The organism is Campylobacter concisus, assembly GCF_002165815.1.
GTDB lineage: Bacteria > Campylobacterota > Campylobacteria > Campylobacterales > Campylobacteraceae > Campylobacter_A > Campylobacter_A concisus_BH.
The window spans coordinates 157,799-176,776 of the sequence record NZ_NDYN01000004.1 but is presented as its reverse complement, the minus strand read 5'-3'; the positions used below and the strand labels follow the sequence as shown (position 1 = coordinate 176,776).

Annotated in this window: 17 protein-coding genes; all 17 read left to right on the top strand. The window is 42.4% G+C overall.

The annotated features are described in order from the left end of the window. The first annotated feature begins 72 nt into the window (after positions 1-72). The gene (locus B9N65_RS04885; protein ID WP_087583026.1) at positions 73-1,437 is read left to right on the top strand and encodes a coproporphyrinogen III oxidase family protein; all 1,365 of its coding nucleotides are present in this window, start codon (positions 73-75) and stop codon (positions 1,435-1,437) included. After that, positions 1,437-3,071: a multidrug ABC transporter permease/ATP-binding protein gene (locus B9N65_RS04880; RefSeq protein WP_087583025.1), complete on the top strand. Its 1,635-nt coding sequence runs from the start codon at positions 1,437-1,439 to the stop codon at positions 3,069-3,071. The genes B9N65_RS04885 and B9N65_RS04880 overlap by 1 nt, the downstream gene beginning before the upstream one ends. Before the next feature lie 106 nt (positions 3,072-3,177). Next, positions 3,178-3,567, top strand: a complete 390-nt coding sequence (locus B9N65_RS04875; protein ID WP_087583024.1) for an NAD(P)H-quinone oxidoreductase subunit 3 — start codon at positions 3,178-3,180, stop codon at positions 3,565-3,567. After that, a complete protein-coding gene (locus tag B9N65_RS04870) occupies positions 3,549-4,061 on the top strand; it encodes a NuoB/complex I 20 kDa subunit family protein (RefSeq protein ID WP_021083979.1) in 513 nt (170 codons plus the stop codon). The genes B9N65_RS04875 and B9N65_RS04870 overlap by 19 nt, the downstream gene beginning before the upstream one ends. Beyond that, positions 4,058-4,822, top strand: a complete 765-nt coding sequence (locus tag B9N65_RS04865) for an NADH-quinone oxidoreductase subunit C (protein WP_087583023.1) — start codon at positions 4,058-4,060, stop codon at positions 4,820-4,822. Before B9N65_RS04870 ends, B9N65_RS04865 begins: the two co-directional genes overlap by 4 nt. Continuing rightward, on the top strand, positions 4,819-6,048 hold the full coding sequence (gene nuoD, locus B9N65_RS04860; RefSeq protein ID WP_087583022.1) for an NADH dehydrogenase (quinone) subunit D: 1,230 nt from the start codon (positions 4,819-4,821) through the stop codon (positions 6,046-6,048). Before B9N65_RS04865 ends, nuoD begins: the two co-directional genes overlap by 4 nt. Continuing rightward, positions 6,045-6,275, top strand: a complete 231-nt coding sequence (locus B9N65_RS04855; RefSeq protein ID WP_004317978.1) for an NADH-ubiquinone oxidoreductase subunit E family protein — start codon at positions 6,045-6,047, stop codon at positions 6,273-6,275. Before nuoD ends, B9N65_RS04855 begins: the two co-directional genes overlap by 4 nt. After that, positions 6,272-6,982 carry a hypothetical protein gene (locus B9N65_RS04850; protein ID WP_087583021.1) on the top strand — a complete coding sequence of 237 codons (711 nt, stop codon included), beginning with the start codon at positions 6,272-6,274 and terminating at the stop codon, positions 6,980-6,982. The genes B9N65_RS04855 and B9N65_RS04850 overlap by 4 nt, the downstream gene beginning before the upstream one ends. Next, positions 6,979-9,279: an NADH-quinone oxidoreductase subunit G gene (locus B9N65_RS04845; RefSeq protein WP_087583020.1), complete on the top strand. Its 2,301-nt coding sequence runs from the start codon at positions 6,979-6,981 to the stop codon at positions 9,277-9,279. Before B9N65_RS04850 ends, B9N65_RS04845 begins: the two co-directional genes overlap by 4 nt. After that, positions 9,272-10,267: an NADH-quinone oxidoreductase subunit NuoH gene (nuoH, locus tag B9N65_RS04840; protein WP_004318044.1), complete on the top strand. Its 996-nt coding sequence runs from the start codon at positions 9,272-9,274 to the stop codon at positions 10,265-10,267. The genes B9N65_RS04845 and nuoH overlap by 8 nt, the downstream gene beginning before the upstream one ends. An 8-nt stretch (positions 10,268-10,275) precedes the next feature. Further along, a complete protein-coding gene (gene nuoI, locus B9N65_RS04835; protein WP_087583019.1) occupies positions 10,276-10,914 on the top strand; it encodes an NADH-quinone oxidoreductase subunit NuoI in 639 nt (212 codons plus the stop codon). Then, positions 10,907-11,443: an NADH-quinone oxidoreductase subunit J gene (locus tag B9N65_RS04830; protein ID WP_087583018.1), complete on the top strand. Its 537-nt coding sequence runs from the start codon at positions 10,907-10,909 to the stop codon at positions 11,441-11,443. The genes nuoI and B9N65_RS04830 overlap by 8 nt, the downstream gene beginning before the upstream one ends. Beyond that, positions 11,440-11,742: an NADH-quinone oxidoreductase subunit NuoK gene (gene nuoK, locus B9N65_RS04825; protein ID WP_004317991.1), complete on the top strand. Its 303-nt coding sequence runs from the start codon at positions 11,440-11,442 to the stop codon at positions 11,740-11,742. Before B9N65_RS04830 ends, nuoK begins: the two co-directional genes overlap by 4 nt. A gap of 3 nt (positions 11,743-11,745) precedes the next feature. Further along, positions 11,746-13,584, top strand: a complete 1,839-nt coding sequence (gene nuoL / locus B9N65_RS04820; RefSeq protein WP_087583017.1) for an NADH-quinone oxidoreductase subunit L — start codon at positions 11,746-11,748, stop codon at positions 13,582-13,584. Next, a complete protein-coding gene (locus B9N65_RS04815) occupies positions 13,584-15,095 on the top strand; it encodes an NADH-quinone oxidoreductase subunit M (protein WP_087583016.1) in 1,512 nt (503 codons plus the stop codon). Before nuoL ends, B9N65_RS04815 begins: the two co-directional genes overlap by 1 nt. Then, the gene (gene nuoN, locus B9N65_RS04810) at positions 15,092-16,582 is read left to right on the top strand and encodes an NADH-quinone oxidoreductase subunit NuoN (RefSeq protein ID WP_004317979.1); all 1,491 of its coding nucleotides are present in this window, start codon (positions 15,092-15,094) and stop codon (positions 16,580-16,582) included. The genes B9N65_RS04815 and nuoN overlap by 4 nt, the downstream gene beginning before the upstream one ends. 22 nt (positions 16,583-16,604) lie before the next feature. After that, the gene (locus B9N65_RS04805; RefSeq protein WP_087583053.1) at positions 16,605-18,974 is read left to right on the top strand and encodes a tetratricopeptide repeat protein; all 2,370 of its coding nucleotides are present in this window, start codon (positions 16,605-16,607) and stop codon (positions 18,972-18,974) included. Positions 18,975-18,978 lie beyond the last annotated feature (4 nt).

Below are 18,978 nucleotides of genomic sequence, written 5' to 3'. Positions count from 1 at the left end.
AAGGCTAAATTTATTAAAATTTGGCTATCCTAATGGACTAAATTAAAATTAACTTATTTAAGGCGATTAATTATGATTTTTAAAAATATTGTTGAGAGTTTTGCTGTAAATTACGCTCATAATTCTATACAAAAATCGCTATATAACGAATTTAACATAGACATTTTAAACACGACTTACACCAAAACTCCAAAAAAAGACAAAAAGTACATGCTCTACGCTCACGTGCCGTTTTGTCACACATTTTGCCCGTATTGCTCGTTTCACAAGTACCACTACGAGCAGGAGCTTGCGAAAATTTACTTTGAAAATTTACGCGAGGAGATGAGGCAGATAAAAGAGGCTGGCTTTGACTTTACATCGCTTTATGTGGGCGGTGGCACGACGCTTATAAACGAGCCAGAGCTTGAAAAAACGCTAAAACTCGCAAAAGATCTCTTTAGCATAGAGGACATCTCAGCAGAGAGCGACCCAAATCACATTTCGCCAGAGAGTCTAGGCCGTTTTGATGGGCTCATCAACCGCTTAAGCGTTGGCGTGCAAAGCTTTGATGATGAGACTTTAAAAAGAGTTGGCAGATACGAGAAATTTGGCTCGGCTGAGGAGACAAAAAGAAAGCTTGAGCAGGCTATCGGCAAGATACCAGTCATCAGCCTAGATCTCATCTTTAACCTGCCAAATCAAACAAAAGAGCAGCTAATAAACGACATAAATGTTGCAAAATCAATATCTCCGCAGCAAATCACCTTCTATCCGCTCATGAAATCAGAGCTAACAAGAGAGAACATCGCTCGCGCACTAGGCGTCTCAAACGTCGATAATGAGCGCGAATTTTACGAGATCATCGTGAGCGAATTTGCTAAAGGCGGCTACAGGCAAAGCAACGCCTGGGCATTTTCAAATGAAAAAAGCGCAGACCTTCGCGACGAATATGTAGGCTCAAATTTAGAGTACGTGGGCGTTGGTAGCGGAGCGTTTAGCTTCTTAAACGGCCAGCTTGTGATAAATGCCTTTAACCTACTTGACTACGGCAGAAAGGTCAAAGAAAGACAAAGCCCAGTCATCGCAAAATGCGCATTTAGCAAAAAAGAGAGACTAAAATATACATTTTTAACAAGGCTTTTTGACGGTGCCGTGGATATCAAAACCTACAACGAGCAAAACAACGCAAACATCAACAAAGACCTATTTGTCGAGCTTAGCTTGCTAAAACTTGTAAATGCGATCTACGAAGAAAATGGCGTTATCAAGCCAACATTTTTTGGCAAATACATCTGCGTCGTGCTTATGCGTGACTTCTATGCTGGCATGGATAAAGTGCGCGCGATATTTAAGGATGACGCGAAGATCAAACGCAGCAAGGTGCTTCGCATAATGAGTGAAAATACCGAGCAAAAATTTGATCAAAACATCATTCAGCCTCGTGCTGCGATGTAATGCTTGCAAATTTAATAAAAAGCAATCTTTTTTCAATAATCAAAATAGTGATCCTGACGCTCGCCTTTAGCGGGCTTGGCGTCTGGACGCTCTCTTTTATAAACAACGAACTTGTAAATATAAAAGAATTTGACGCCTTTGTAGCGGTTAAATTTATAGTTGTTTTGCTCCTCTTTTTTCTAAGCGCCATCGCTGCAAACATCTCACTTACAAATTTTGGACATAAATTTATCTACGAGCTTAGATATCAAAGCGTAAAGCAAATTTTAGACACGCCAAATAGCGTGATAAACGAGATCGGCAAGGCAAAGATCATAGCAAGTCTAAACAACGACATAAAAACGATCACATTTGCCTTTATGAGCGCTACTGGCTTCATACAAAGCCTAGTTTTCATCATCTGCGCTAGCATCTATCTTTGCGTGATCGCGCCAAAAGTTTTTATATTTCTAGCCGTTTGGATCGGTGTGACGCTTTTTATAAACACGCTTTTTATGAAGAAAATTCATCTTTATTTTAAAGACTCAAGAGTGCAAGATGACGCGCTGCAAAAGCACTACGACGACATCGTTGAGGGGCATAGAGAGCTTAGTCTAAACAGAGCAAGAGCTCAAATTTGCTTTGATGAGCTAAATTTGACAGGCGATAAGAAGCGCCAAAGCATGGTAAAAGCCGACGTATTTCACGCACTAAGTGATAATTTCACAAACGTGATGCTGCTTGGCTCGGTTGGGCTTTGCGTATTTTTGTGCGTGGCATTTGGCTGGGCGAGCCTGCAAACAGCACTAAGTATCAGCCTAACGATACTATTTTTAAGAGGTTCATTTATGAGTATGGTTGGCTCCATACCAGCCGCACTTAGCGCAAAGGTGAGTTTAGAGAAGATCATGAGTTTAAATTTAAATGAATTTAAAGAAGGCTTTAAATTTGACGATAGCTTAAGCGACGAGTGGCAAAGTATCAGGCTAAAGGATATAAATTTCAACTACTCTCACGGCAAATTTAGCCTAAATGATGTAAATTTAGAGATCAAACGCGGTGAGATAACATTTATCATCGGTAAAAATGGCAGCGGCAAAAGCACGCTTATAAACATTCTTTGCGGACTTATCCGTCCAAGCAGCGGCGAAATTTACCTTGATGACACAAAGATAGATGATGCAAATTTACAAAGCTATCAAGCAAAGATAAGCGCTATTTTTGCTGATTTTTATCTATTTTCGCAAACGCTATCTCGTGATGGCTTTGCCAGCCAAAGCGATATAGAGGGGCTCTTGGCCCTGCTTGAGATCGATAAAAAGGTAAGTGTCGTTGATAATAAACTTAGCACCACGCAGCTCTCAACCGGTCAGCGAAAGCGCCTAAGCCTGCTAATAGCCATCTTAGAGCGCCGCTCTATCCTTATCCTTGATGAGTGGGCGGCCGATCAAGACCCGCTATTTAAGCGTAAATTTTATAAAGAAATTTTGCCGTTTTTACAAAGCAAGGGTGTGAGCGTCATCGCTGTAAGCCACGATGATAGCTACTTTGACGTGGCAACTAGGATCATTTTAGTAAAAGATGGCTTTGTGCGCGAGCTTGACGAGGCTGAGCGCATAAGTGCTGCAAAAGACGCCGTGGAAAAGATAAAATAAGAGTATTTTTTACACAAAAAGAGATTTACATCGCTACTCTTGAGCTATTTCAAGATCAAATAAATTTAAATTTAGTAGAATTTTGAAAAATTAAAAAAGGCGAAGTATGTCACACTCAGAGCTTGATAGCACCTATTTTGGCGCTTTTATCATACTTTTGTTAGCTACTTGTTCGTTTAGCTTGATAACATTTTTATCCTCAAAGATAAGCAAAAAGCTAGCCAACCGCAACACCGAGCGCCTAAAAGTGGGCTTTTACGAGTGCGGACCGACAACTGTAAAACAACCAAATAAGATAAATATCCACTACTTTTTTTATGGAATTTTATTTATTTTATTTGACGTTGAGGTTATTTTTATGTATCCGTGGGCGGTGGATTTTAGGCTGCTTGGGCTATTTGGGCTCATCGAGATGCTACTTTTTGTAGTGATCTTACTCATCGGCTTTGCTTACGCTTGGCAAAAAGGAGTCTTTAAATGGCAAAGCATCAGATAAACTACGCTGCAAATGGCGGCCTGCCAGTAGTTTTAACAACCGTTGATAAGCTCGTGCAGTGGGGCAGGAGCAACTCGCTTTGGGCGCTTAGCTATGGGCTTGCATGCTGTGCGATCGAGATGATGGCAAGTGGGGCTAGCAGATATGACTTTGACAGGTTTGGCACCATTTTTAGGGCTAGCCCAAGGCACTCGGAGGTGATGATCATAGCTGGCACGCTAACTAAAAAGCACGCTGAATTTACAAGGCGCCTTTACGACCAGATGCCTGAGCCAAAGTGGGTCATCTCGATGGGTAGCTGCGCAAACACTGGAGGCATGTTTAACACCTACTCAACCGTTCAAGGCGTCGATCGCATAATACCTGTTGATATCTATATCCCAGGCTGTGCCCCGCGCCCAGAGACGCTTCAGTACGCACTTATGATGCTTCAAAAAAAGATAAGAAAACAAAGTGCATTTAGGGCGCAAAAGCCAAGAAAGCTAGATATATGAGAGAGTATAAGCCAAAAAACGACCTGCAAAAAAAGCAGTACTACAGTGAGAAATTTTATATCGCCAAGCAGACGCCAAAAGAGGCAGCAAATGGCTCTAAATTTGACGAAGAGCTGGCTGTTTTAGAGCAAAGCGGAGTGCAAATTTTATCTAGCTACGTGGAGTTTGACCAACTTGTTCTCTACGTAAATTCTAGTGAAAATTTTAAAGCGCTTGAAGCATTAAAAAACTTTGGCTACGAGCAGCTTTGTGAGCTAGCAGCGATTGATTATATAGCGCAAAAAGGCGGATACGAGGTCTTTTATCAGCTTTTAAGTATTAGCAAAAATAGGCGCACGCGAGCAAAGTGCTTTGTCAAAAAGGACGAAATGCTAAAAAGCGTTTGTGAGCTTTATAAAAGCGCAAACTGGGCGGAGCGCGAGATGTATGATCTAAGCGGTGTTTTAATCAAAGATCATCCAAATTTAAAGCGTCTTATAATGCCTGATGACTGGCACTCACACCCGCTTTTAAAGAGCTATCCGCTAGTTGGCGACGAGGCTGCTAAATGGTACGAGGTGGATAAAATTTTTGGACGTGAATTTAGAGAGCAGATCGGCGAAGAGAACCGCGACCCAGCCTTTATCGATGAGAAAGATACCTTTGGATTTTCACGTGTGTTTGATGAAAATGAAGAGTATGAGTATCAAGAAGAAGGCGGCGTGAGATTTGTCAAAAAGGCTAAATTTAACCAAAGCCAGATAGTAAAGGAAAGACCTTGAGCCAGGCACCAAACCGCTTAAAACCATTTTTTGAAAATTTAGAATTTGAGCAAAATGACGGCAAGATGATACTAAATTTTGGCCCGCAGCACCCAAGCGCACACGGTCAGCTAAAGCTTGTGCTTGAGCTTGACGGAGAAAAGGTCGTGCGTGCGATGCCAGAGGTTGGCTTCATGCACCGAGGCGTTGAGAAGATGGCTGAAAATATGACCTATCAGGAGTTTATCCCAGTGACTGATAGGGTGGATTACATCGCATCGAGCGCTAATAACTACGCATTTTGCGCGGCTGTGGAGAAGCTTTGCGCTATAGAAGTGCCTCGCCGTGCGCAGATCATTAGAGTGATGCTTTTGGAGCTAAACCGCATCAGCTCGCACCTTTTATTTTTAGCTACACACGCCCTTGACGTGGGGGCAATGAGCGTCTTTTTATACGCATTTAGAGAGCGCGAATACGTCCTTGATCTCATAGAAAAATACTGCGGCGCAAGGCTAACTCATAGCTCGATAAGGATCGGTGGCGTGCCGCTTGATCTGCCTGATGGCTGGTGCGAGGAGCTGCTTAAATTTTGCGAGAAATTTCCAAGCGACATCACGCTTTACGAAGATCTACTAAGTGAAAATAGAATTTGGCAAGCAAGGCTTGTTGATGTGGGCGTAGTTAGCAAAGAGCTAGCCCTTAGTAGCGGCTGCTCTGGCGTCATGCTAAGAGCAAGTGGCATCGCGCGCGACATCAGAAAAGAAGAGCCATATCTCATCTACGACGAGCTAGAATTTGACGTGCCTTACGCCACCAAGGGCGACTGCTATGCAAGATATCTACTTTATATGAAAGAGATGCGCGAGTGCGTGAAAATTTTAAAGCAGTGCGTTAGCAAGTATCAGACAAGTAGCCCTGCTATCATCGCCGACGCACCAGAGTATGTTAGCGCTTCAAAAGAGCAGATAATGAGCCAAAACTACTCATTAATGCAGCATTTTGTGCTGATAACTCAGGGGTTAAAGCCACCAAAAGGCGAAATTTACTTTGCTAGTGAGTCGCCAAAGGGCGAGCTTGGAATTTATATAAACTCAGACGGCAGCGCAAGCCCGTATCGCCTAAAAATTCGCACGCCAAGCTTTTGGCACTGCGCAATTTACGAAGATATGCTAGTTGGGCAGTATGTGGCAGATGTGGCTGCGATAATAGGCAGCACAAATATCATCTTAGGCGAGGTTGATAGATGAGAAGGGTCGATCTTAGGCATCTAAAGGGCGAGTTTTTGAGTGCTCTTGGGCAGCAGATAAAGGCTAGCGAGCCAGACGAAGTGGTGATATTTTTGTTTGAGATAGGTGATTACAGCGGTGTAACAAAGGCTGTAAATTTGGCTTATAACCTAAACTGCGAGGTGATGAACTCGCTTAAATTTAACCAAGTTGATTGGGCATTAACGATAAAAAAGGGCAAGATATGAAATTTAATGATCTAATAGCAGGCAAGAGCCTAAGTATCGCAAATTTACTAAGTTTGAGCGACAAAAATTTAGCAAAAAAGATAAAAGAGCACGAGTTTAAATACATCTCATGCTTTGAAGATAACGAGCTTGGCAGTAAAAATTTGATCCGCTGCGAGATAGGATCGATAAGCTATGTCTTAGCGCTTCTTTGCAAGTATGCAAATTTGGTGCAAAATGAGTTTTTTGACGAGCTTGATGACGGGCTGATAAGCGGCGAGTGCAACGTGGGCGAGGAGGAGTTTGAAGAGCTTGGCGAGTGGATAAAGGACGTTAAAAACGTGATCATAGATGACTCGCTCTTTGCTCATCCAGATAAAGATGCGATCTTTTGGCTGCTTGAAATTTTAGGCAAAAATGTCGTCTTAGCAGGCGGCGAAGTGAGAGAATTTGCAGCAGGCGGCGAAGTTGGTGAGCTAAGAGAGCTTGACAATTTTGACGGAGCGGTCGTCTATCTAAACAAAAACGCAAGCGACGAGATCGTGGGCGGCGTGCAGTTTGGCATCGTGGCAAAGGCAAAGGATGGCGAAATTTTAAATTTAAAGGCAAAAGACTTTAGCGTGAGCGCTAAATTTAGGCTTGATCCAACGCTAAAAGGCACGGTTGCCCTGCTTGGCGCAAAAAATTTTGATGGATATGCATTTAAACAAGTAGTAGTTAGCAAATGAAAATCACCATAAACGATCAAATTTTAGAGGCAAACGAGGGCGAGAGCATCCTAAATATCGCAAGAGCAAATGGCATCTACATCCCTGCGCTTTGCTACCTTAGCGGCTGTTCTCCAACGCTTGCTTGCAGGCTTTGCATGGTCGAAGCAAACGGCAAAGTGGTCTATAGCTGCAACGCCAAAGCCAAAGAGGATATGCAAATTTACACAAATACGCCAGAGATCGCTGCTGAGCGAAATGCGATCATGCAGACCTACTGCGTCAATCACCCCCTTCAATGCGGCGTTTGCGATAAAAGTGGCGAGTGTGAATTGCAAAATTTGACAACGCATCTAAATGTAAATGAGCAAAAATTTGCCATAGAGGACACTCATAAACCGCACAAAAAATGGGGGCTAATAAACTACGACCCAGCCCTTTGCGTGGTTTGCGAGAGGTGCGTGACGGTTTGCAAAGACAAAATCGGCGAGAGCGCGCTAAAAACGGTGCCAAGGGGCATTGAAGTGCCAAAAGAGCTAAAAGAGAGCATGCCAAAAGATGCCTACGCCGTCTTTAGCAAGATGCAAAAGAGTCTAATTGGCCCAAGTGCAGGCGAAAATTTGGACTGCTCATTTTGCGGCGAGTGCATCAGCGTCTGCCCTGTTGGAGCGCTTGTTAGCTCAAATTTTCAGTATAGCTCAAACATCTGGGAGCTAAGCCCTGTCCCAGCGGCAAATCCGCACCAAAGCGACTGCGAGCTCATTTTTTATGACGTAAAAGAAAAAAGCACTAGCGATAGAAGCAAGCAAATTTACCGCGTTAGCAACGACTTTCACTTTGGTGAGATAAGTGGCGCTGCAAGGTTTGGCTACGACTTTCACAACGAAAAAGCAGGCAAAAATGAGGCGAAATTTAACGAGCTCATCTCAAATTTCAAAAACGGCAACATAAAAAATATAAAATTTAATAGCTTCATAACAAACGAGGAGGCGCTTATTTTGGAGCGCTTGAGAGAGAAATTTGACCTAAATTTACTAAACGATGAGGCTTTTAAATTTCAAAATTTCTTAAATGTTTTTAGCGAATTTAGCGGTCTTAGCTCATATAACGCAGACTATGAGAGCCTAAAAAATAGCGACTTTGTGATCACGGCTGGTAGCTTCTTGCGCCACGAGAGCCCAGTTACAAGCTATAAGCTAAATAACGCCCTAAAAATGAATAAAGCTAGTGGAATTTACTTTCATCACATCGCCGATGAGGTGGTAAAGAAATTTTCAAAGAATTTCGCCTGTGTGAGCCATGAGGCTGGCAAATTGGAGCAAATTTTACTATTTATCCTTAAGAACTGGGGCGAAAATTTACCAGCAGCACTTCAGGCAAGAGTTGAAAAATTTGATGAGAGCTTTGGCTTAGAAGTAGCCGCCCTCTGCGAAAGCAAGGCTAAATTTACGCTCATTTTGGGTAGCGACTTTTACGCTCATGAAAATGCAAATTTACTTGCAGCCCTTGCCGGAGTGATCGCAAGAGCTACGCCTTTTGCTGTAATGCTGATACCACCTCGCACAAACTCGCTTGGCGTTGCTAAAATTTGTACGCTTTCACACGGGAAAAAGCCTGGCAAGACGCTAGGATATAACGAAATGGGCGAGTTTAAATTTAGCATTTTTGAGGGCGATCTTGACGCTGGTGCGCTAAATCAGCAAGAGGGCACATTTACAAGCATAAATAACGAAGTAGTACCGACAAATGCGGCTTTGGCTCATAATGGCTACTTCTTAAACGATATCGCAAATGCACTTGGGCTAGCGGCTAAAAATACGATCGACTATACTGCGCAGCTGCCAAAAGAGAAGGGCTATAGGGGCGCTAAATTTGATGATTTAGAAAATTTTTACGCAAATGATGGCACAAGCCACAGAGGCTACAAGCTTGAAATTTCAAATTTCACGCCAAAAGAGGACATAGAGCCACTTTTTAAAGAGCAAAATGAGCTAAATTTAAAAGAGGACGAAGCGCTAATAAGCCTTGCAAATCCTATAAATCTGCCATCATTTTTTGCAAACTATGCCAGCCAGACAGCTAAACGCGCGAAACTTTACGCAAGTAGCGAGTTTATGGCTAAATTTGAAATTTCACAAAATGAAGCGGTCATTTTAGAAAAAAATGGGCAAAAGCTTGCCATTTGCGTGGAGCTTGATAGCGAGCTAGGAGGCGTGGCAGCCTATCTTGGCGACTACGATGATAAGCTTGATGTAAGCGCCATTTTTGAGGGCAAGAGTTTTGCTAGCGTAAAAATAATAAAGGCAGAGAATGAGTGAAATGCTATTTTTTGTGATAACAACTATTGTTAAAGCAGTCGTCATCTTGGCCGTCATGGCTAGCCTCGCAGGGCTTGCGACCTACGCTGAGAGAAAGGTGCTAGCCTACATGCAGCGCCGCGTGGGACCTGATATGGTGGGGCCTGCTGGCGTGCTTCAGATCGTGGCTGACATGATAAAGCTCTTTACAAAAGAGGACATCGTGCCTGCAAATGCAAATAAATTTATCTTTCTAATAGCCCCTCTAATCTCTGCTATCGCGGCATTTGCAGCGCTTGCACCGGTGCCATTTTTGCCTGAGTTTGAAGTTTTTGGGCATACGATTAGACCGATACTTGCAGATATAAACGTGGGCGTTTTGTATATCGCTGGCGTGGCAGCAGTTTGCGTCTTTTCGCCACTTGCAGCAGGCCTTGCAAGCTACAATAAATTTGCACTAATTAGCGCCGCTCGCGCAGTCGTGGCGCTTCTTAGCTTCGAAGTGGTCGCTGGCATGGCACTTTTAAGCGTTGTCATGGTGACTAGCTCGCTCTCGCTAGTTGATATAAATAACTACCAAAAAGGCATCTTTAACTGGCTCATCTTCAAGCAGCCCCTTGCCTTCGTGCTTTTCGTGATGGCAAGCTTTGTGGAGTGCAACAGAACGCCATTTTGTCTAACAGAAAACGAGACCGAGATCGTAGCAGGCTATGGCACCGAGTATAGCGGCATGAGATGGGCGATGTTTTTTATCGGCGAATACACAAACATGATCGCAGCAAGCATCATCATAACGCTTCTATTTTTGGGTGGTTTTAATGAGTTTTTATTTATCCCAGGTGCTTTAATGATCATCTTAAAATCAAGCCTAGTCTTTTTCTTTTTTCTTTGGACGAGGGCGTCGTGGCCGCATCTAAGGGTCGATCAGCTTAGTATGCTTTGCTGGAAAATTTTGCTTCCGCTTGGCATCTTAAATGTCGTAATCACCGGCTTTGCACTACTTATCTAAGGCGTAAAATGAGCGAGAAAAGATATATTTTGATAGACGAAAAGATAGAGCCAAAAGGGGCATTTGATAAATTTAAGCACCTTATCGCCGCTACTTTTAAGCTTGATCTTTTGGTGGGGCTAAAGATCACGCTAAAGCAGATGCTATTTAGCAAGTCGCACACTCTAAAATACCCTATGCAAAAGATGGAGCTAAACGCCAGATATAGGGGGATTCATAGGCTTTTAAAATTTGTTGAAAGCGAAAATGAGCGCTGCATAGGCTGTGGATTATGCGAGAAAATTTGCGTTAGCAACTGCATCTCGATGAAGACCTCGCTTGGCGAAGATGGCCGCAAAAAGGTCGCAAGCTATACGATAAATTTAAGCAGATGCGTATATTGCGGATTTTGCGCTGATGTCTGCCCTGAGCTTGCCATAGTTTGCGGACAAGAGTACGAGGTCGCAAGTGAAAACAAAATCCTCTTTGGCACAAAGGCTGAGTTTTTAACAGATGATAAATTTTTAAAAGATCAAGCTGAGTTTGAGGGCTATGGCGCGCTACCTAAAAATGCTAGTAGCCTAGTAAAAAAGACGCCAAATGCGCTTACAAATGAAGATAAGGCAGAAGTGATGGATATAAATTTAAAAGGGTCAAGCGATGTATGAGAGCTTTGCATTTTATCTTTTTAGCGCCCTTATATTAGTTAGTTTTTCTTTTAGCGTGCTTTGCAAGAACGCCCTAAATGCGGTCTCTGCGCTAGCTGCTGGCATGGTTTTTATCTCGGCTATATTTTTCTTGCTTGGGGCTGAGTTTTTAGGCGTGGTGCAAATCGTCGTCTATACAGGTGCGGTGGTCGTTTTATACGCATTTGCGATGATGTTTTTTGACACCAGCAAGGAGTGCGAGCCAAAAAGTAGCAAAAAAGCAAAGATCATCGTCTATCTTCTAAGCAGCTTCATAGCGCTTCTTTTGATATTTATCTTTTTAGCGCCGATCTATAGCGCTAAGCAAGAGGTGGTAAATTCTACCCTCGCTAATCTTGGCAACATCGAAGCGGTTGGAATTTTACTCTTTAGCAAGTATCTGCTGGCCTTTGAGATGTGCGCTATCATGCTACTTGTGGCGATGGTGGCTGGCATCATCTTGATACATAAAGACCTAGACGCGCAAAGCAAATTTGAGGAGATGCTATGATAGGCCTTACTCACTACCTCATCCTAGCAAGTCTAGTCTTTGTCATAGGGCTTGTTGGCATAATGAGAAGAAGAAATTTGATAATGCTATTTTTCTCAAGCGAAATTTTACTAAACTCAGCAAACATCGCACTTGCAGCCATCTCAAAATACTACTTTGACCTAACTGGGCAGATCATCGCTTTTTTCATAGTAGCTATCGCCGCTAGCGAGGTCGCTGTTGGACTAGGTCTTCTCGTGCTTTGGTATAAAAAGACTGGCAGTATCAGTTTAGATTCGATGACAAATATGAAAGGCTAAGAGATGATTTTATTTTGTATTTCGCTATTTTTCCCGCTTCTTAGCTTCATCATAGCTGGTATCTTTTCGCATAGTAGTAAAAATTTATTTATCGGTCTTTTTTGCTCGCTTCTCATGATCGTTAGCGCCACAGCTTCACTCATGCTAACGGCTAGTCTTAGCGTAGATGAGCCACTAAATTTAACCCTAAAAGAGTTTATAAACTTAGGCTCGCTCGATCTTAGCTTTAGCTTCTACCTTGATGCGATCAGCCTTGTGATGCTTAGCACCGTGGGCGTGGTCGCTAGCATCGTGCATATCTACTCCATTGGCTACATGAGAGATGACGCGAGTTTTAACCGCTTTTTTAGCTACTTGGGGCTCTTTGTCTTTTGCATGAACGTCCTTGTCTCAAGCGATAACTTCATAGGGCTCTTTATCGGCTGGGAGGGCGTTGGACTTTGCTCGTGGCTGCTCATTGGCTTTTGGTATAAAAGACCTAGCGCAAACGTCGCTGCAAACGAGGCTTTCGTGATGAACAGAGTGGCTGATCTTGCCATGCTTGTTGGCATCTTTTATATATTTTATAGCTTTGGCTCGCTTAAATTTAGCGAGGTTTTTAACGCTAGAAGCGACCTTTCTGGGCTAAATTTGGGCATCATCGCCACACTTCTTTTTATAGGCGCCATGGGTAAAAGCGCGCAGTTTCCATTTCACACATGGCTTGCAAATGCCATGGAGGGACCAACTCCGGTTTCTGCACTCATCCACGCTGCGACCATGGTAACAGCTGGCGTCTATCTAGTCATACGCGCAAATTTCATCTTTGCAAATGTGCCCGAAGTATCGCACTTTATCGCCTGCCTTGGCGCATTTGTAGCGATTTTTGCCGCAAGCATCGCGCTAGTGCATAATGACCTTAAAAAGATAGTCGCCTACTCGACGCTTTCGCAGCTTGGCTATATGTTTGTAGCGGCTGGTCTAGGCGCTTACAAGATCGCACTTTTTCACCTTGTCACGCATGCATTTTTCAAGTCGCTTCTCTTTTTATGCGCTGGCAACGTTATGCACGCGATGAATGATGAGCTAAATATCAAAAAGATGGGCGGACTTTATAAATTTATGAAGCCAACAGCACTACTTTCTATCATCGCAAGCTGCGCACTGGCTGGATTTTATCCATTTGCTGGCTTTTTTTCAAAAGATAAAATTTTAGAGGTCGCCTTTAGTGAAGATCAAATTTTGTGGGTCGTCTTGCTCTTTGGCGCGGTGCTTACGGCATTTTATAGCTTTAGACTTGTCATGCTAGTCTTTTTTGCAAGGCCAAAGAGTGATGAACACGCACATGAAGCCAAAAGCTACATGCTTGTTGGCATGAGCGTACTTGGTGTGCTCTCAGTCATCAGTGGCTTTTTTTGGAGCAACTTTAGTGAGTTTTTAAGTAACAGCCTTGGTGATTTTAAGCTAAATTTATCTCACAGCAGTGAAATTTTCTTACTCGTTTTAACACTTGGCTTAGTTCTTGCAAGCGCTGGCTTTGCTGTGTTTGCTTATAAAAAAGAAATTTTTAAAGAGAGCATTTGCGAAAGTAGAGTTTATAAAATTTTGCAAAATGCCTACTTTATACCAAAATTTTATGAGAAATTTTTTATAAATGGCTACGCTTTAATCTCTAAAATTTGTAAGAAATTTGATGAAATGATAATCGACCAAAGTGTCGATTTTGTCGCACTTTTGGTTACTAAATTTGCATATCTTGCAAACAAGATGCAAAGCGGAGATCTAAGCGTCATGCTTAGGTTTATGGTCGCAGGATTTGCCTTGCTTTTAAGCTTTATATTTTTATTAAACGGAGCCAAATAATGCTAAGTGTCATCATATTTTTCCCAGCAATAAGCGCAATACTTGGCTTTTTGATAGAAAATAAAAGCATCAAATTTTATGGAGCAAGCATTGCGCTAATCGAGCTTTTGCTTGCCATTTTTATCTGCTTAAATGTCGATTTTCAGGGTTATGACTTTGTTTTAACGCATCAAGTCTCGCTCATACCAAGCCTAAATATCAGCTATTTTGTGGGCATCGACACCATTTCGCTTGTGCTTATAGTCCTTAGCGCATTTATGAGCTTTATCTCTATCGCCGCACTTAGTGACGATGGAAATTTAAAACACCTGGTTATTAGCGTGCTATTTTTAGAGAGTACGATGATGGGCGTCTTTAGCGCGCTTGATATGATTTTATTTTACAGCTTTTGGGAGCTTAGTCTCATACCGCTTCTTTACATCATCGGCGCATTTGGCAGTAAAAATAGAATTTACGCTGCGATTAAATTTTTTATCTACACATTTTTGGGCTCCGTCTTTATGCTAGTGGCGATCATCTTTATCGGCTATCTGTGCTACCAAAAAAGCGGCGTATTTAGCTTTAACCTGCTTGATTGGTACAAGCTTGGCATCGGAGAAAATGCTCAAATTTGGCTATTTTTAGCATTTTTCTTCGCTTTTGGCGTGAAAACTCCGCTGTTTCCATTTCACACGTGGCTTCCTTACGCACACGGACAGGCCCCAACGATCGGCTCGGTGCTGCTTGCTAGCGTGCTTTTAAAGATGGGCACTTACGGCTTTGTGAGATTTTCACTTCCACTTTTTCCAGACGCGAGCCTACTTTTAAGCGGCTTTGTCTGCGTCATCGCTATCATAATGATCATCTACGCAGCCCTTGTTGCCTACGCGCAAAGCGACATGAAGCAAGTGATCGCTTATAGCTCCATTTCACACATGGGCGTCATCATGCTTGGCATCTTTTCACTAAATTTAATAGGTCTTGGCGGCTCGATATTTTTAATGATAAGCCACGGCATCGTAAGTGGCGCGCTATTTTTGCTAGTTGGCGTCATATACGAAAGGGCTCACACAAAAGAAATTTGCGAATTTGGCGGCCTTGCCAAGGTGATGCCAAAATACGCACTTATATTTTTTATAGCAACTCTTGCAAGTATCGGTCTGCCACTAACCATTGGCTTTGTAGGCGAGTTTTTGAGCTTGCTTGGCGTCTTTAAGCTAAACAAGCTCTTTGCACTACTTGGTGGCTTTAGTATCATCGGGGGCGCTATTTATATGCTGGTGCTTTATAAAAGGGTATTTTTTGGCGAGTGCAAGGAGAAAAATTTGGGGCTAAAAGATCTAAATTTTAAAGAGTTAGCCGCTCTTGTGCCACTTTGCTTGCTCATAATCATTCTTGGTATCGCACCAAATTTGATCCTAAAACCGCTTGAGCCAAGCGTGCAAAATATCATAAGCAAAATGCAAACTAGAGCTGTAAATAGCGGCACAAAAGATAAAATTTCATCTTTAAACGGCGGGAGCAAACTATGAACGAAATAGCCTTTTTAGACCTAAACGAGATCTCGCTGCAATCGCTCTCGCCGATGCTTAGCATGATGGTTTTTGCGCTTTTTATCCTCATAGTTGGAGCGATAAAAAAGGATCTTTCGAGGAATTTCTACTGCGTATTTTGCATCATCGCTATATTTGTAAATTTAGGCATTACGCTTGATTTTAACGGACTTAGCCTAAGCTTTTGGGATATGCTCTTGGTTGATGGAATTTCTATCATCTCGCAGATCATTATCCTAATCGCCTCAGCACTTTTCATCCCGCTTGCACTTAGTACAAAAGAGTATTTTGAGTATAAAATTTACGAGTATTACGCGCTATTTTTGTTTATGATCGCTGGATTTTTGTTTATGGTGAGCTCAAACAACCTACTCATCATCTTTTTAGGCCTTGAGATCAGCTCGCTTTGCCTCTACACCCTAATCGCTCTTCACAACAAGGCAAAAAGCGTCGAGGCTGCCATCAAATACTTCGCGATGGGTTCGCTCTCAGCTGGCTTTTTTGCGATGGCGATAGCGATGTTTTATCTAGCAACAAACTCAATAGACATCGCTCGCATAGGCGTTGTCATAAAAGATCTTAGTCTAAATCAAAATTTAATAATCCTTCTTGGCTGCGTTTTCATCGCTTCAGCCATTGGCTTTAAGCTCTCGCTCATACCATTTCACACATGGATACCAGATGTTTATGAGGGCTCAAATGCCCCGCTAGCAGGCTATATGTCGATCGTGCCAAAGGTTGCGGGATTTATCGTCGCGTTAAGAATTTTTGCGATGCTTGAGGGCTCTGGAATTTCATGGATAAAAGATATGCTCTACATCATCGCCGTGCTTACGATGAGCCTTGCAAACATCATGGCGCTAGTGCAAAAGGACGTCAAAAGGATGCTTGCTTTTAGTTCGATAGCTCACGCTGGTGTCGTACTTTGCGCGCTTGTAGCGAATTCTCACGAGGCAAATGTCGCCTTGTTTTTTTACTGGATCATGTTTTTGTTTGCAAATTTGGGCGCATTTTCTATGCTCTGGGTGGCAAGATGCGACGACGTCGTCTGCTGGGACAAGCGTTTTAAACATCCGTATGAGAAATTTTCAGGGCTTATTAAAATTTTGCCAAGTTACGCCGTGATAATGGGAATTTTTATGATTGCCCTTGCTGGCATACCGCCTTTTAGCGTATTTTGGGGCAAGATGGTGCTTATCTCATCGCTTATAAAGTCTGACTATGTCGTGCTTAGCCTCATCATCATGATAAACTCTGCCATTGCCATTTATTACTACCTAAAGCTCATCGTCTTTATGTTTTTAAAAGAGCCTATCGTAAAAGATAAAAATATCTACATCTCAAACGTCTCGATGGCGCTAAAGGTGATCGTTGGAGTTGCCGTTGCTGGCACGGTCTTTGCCTTTTTATTTTCTGGGGCGATTTTGGAATTTATCGAGCATTTTGTCTTTGCTTCAGGATTTTAGAAAATTTAACTATAATGGCGGCATGAAAAAGCTCTTAACCATCTTATTTTTACCGCTTTATCTATCCGCCTTTAGCCTTAGTCTAAACAGCGGCGCAAACGCAAATAAGCCTTATAGCGTCCTTCAGCTAAGCGACGAGAAAGAATTTGAATGTGTGGAGCAAATTTTAGCCTATGACACGAAGCGCTATGTTTGTATGCTCGATGATGGGATCTTGCCGAAGATCGAAGATACGACGCTGCCTTTAATGGACATAAAATATAAAAAGCAAGACGGCAAACTCTTTATCGTCATCATGCCAAAAGCACCTTCAAAACTTCTAAATGTTCAAACTGAGCTTTACAGCAGTCCAAGTGTGCAAGATACGCCAAAGACGACCATCTCAAAGCACTTTAGCATCATCATCGATACTTCACTAAGCGAAAACAACAAAAGAGTATCTGGGCTAAATTTTTCGCCTGATTTTAGAGATATGCTAAGTCCAAGTATCGGAGCGCTCGATCTTAACAAAGCGCCTATCGCTGGGCTTGATAGCAACGATATAGACATCTATATAAATATAAAAAGAGCTTACGAAAAGGGCGCTTATGAAAGCGTGGTAAAAGATACGCAAACAGCGATGAAAAGGCACCCAGCCAGTCTTTTTTCAAGTGAGTTTTTACTTTTTAGACTAAGAGCGCTTGATAAAATTTTTGAGACAAAGAGCGAGTTTGAGGGGCTTGAGCCAAAGGACATCGTAAGCGAGGGCAGAGCTTGGATAAGGAAATTCCCTTCTGACGAAAACTACTCTGAGGTGCTATATCTCATCGCTAGAGCTTACCTCAAAGATAGCATCGCAAGTGATGCAAAATATATGCTTGACATACTAAGCGAAGAGCACGCGGAGTCTAAATTTACAAAGCTTGCTACGCTTGATTATGCTGACTACCTATATAAAATAGGCAGGCAAAAAGAGGCGCTAAGCGACTATGAAAAGGTGCTCTACTCTACAAACGACATCGACCTTGCAAGTAGAGCTGCACTAAGCCTAGCGGACGCAAATATCGATAAAGAGAAATTTGACGAGGCGAAGAAATTTGTACTAAAGATCGCAAATGCAAATGAAAAATTTTTCATGAACGATCCGACAAAATCGATGAATTTAGCCTATACATTTGCAAGCAAAGATATGCCAGATGTGGCTGCTAAAATTTATGAAATTTTGGTAAATAATAGCGATAGGACAAAGGATTTTTACGAGGCGGCATTAAAAAATTTAGCGCTAAATTTAGCCAAAACTAAAGATGAAAAAAGGGCGTATGAGTATCTAAACAGATATGAAAAAGAGTTTAAATATGGCGATTATATCGATGAGGTCGCCAAGGCAAAGGATGGGCTATTTTTTGAAGAGGACGACAAAAACGCCACCGCACTTCACGCAAGATATAAAGATCTCATAGAAAAATATGCTGGCACAAATATCAGCCAAAAGGCATTAATTAGCGAGCTTGAGCTTGATCTAAAAGAGCGTAAATTTGCCGATGCGCTAGCTTATAACAACCTCGCAAAAGATGAAAATTTAAGCCGGGCGATGGAGCTAGTCAATGAGGCTGCGCTTGAGCTAACAAAAGAGTTTTTCATCAAAGATGACTGCACGGCAGTTGTAAATTTACTCGAAAACTACGATGTGAGCAAGGTCTCTTTGCCACAGTTTAAGCTATTTAACTGCTATTTTAGAACGGCACGCTACAACGACGCGCTAGAGCTTGCCAAGGCGCATGTAAAGGATGAAAATTTAGAAGATAGAGTCGAGTGGCTGGTAAATTTGAGCAAAATTTTATATAAAAATAAAGACTACGAGCATGCGATCACTGCTGCAAATGACGCGCTCTCGCTTGGCTCAGCAGTCGAGTACTCGGACCCTACGCCATCGCTTTTTGATAGATTTTACTCGCTACTTGCGCTAAAACGCTTTACTGAGGCGGTCTCAACGATCAGTGCGATCGAGCAGCTAAGAGGACAGGACTTTAAGATCATCGAGGCATACGCAGCTATAAGCGACTATGCGATGAAAAGCAACGACTATGCTATCGCTGCAACCTACGCTAAAAAGGCGCTTGAACTACAAACCAGAGCCAAGATAAATACCTTTTCGCCAAAGCTAAATTTTGACTACTCAGAGGCTTCATTAAAAACAGATAACATTGACGAGGCGCTTGACGAGGCGAAATTTATACTAAATATGAAACTTGAGCCAGAGGATCGCTTGCATGCTCTAAATTTGGCAAGTGAAATTTACATCAGGCAAAAGCAGTATAAGCTAGCTAAGCCCTATCTAAACGAGTGCATTGGCTCAAATTTCACAAGTGCTTATAAAGACGCCTGCAAAGCCAAACTTGAGATGATAAAGTAAAAAT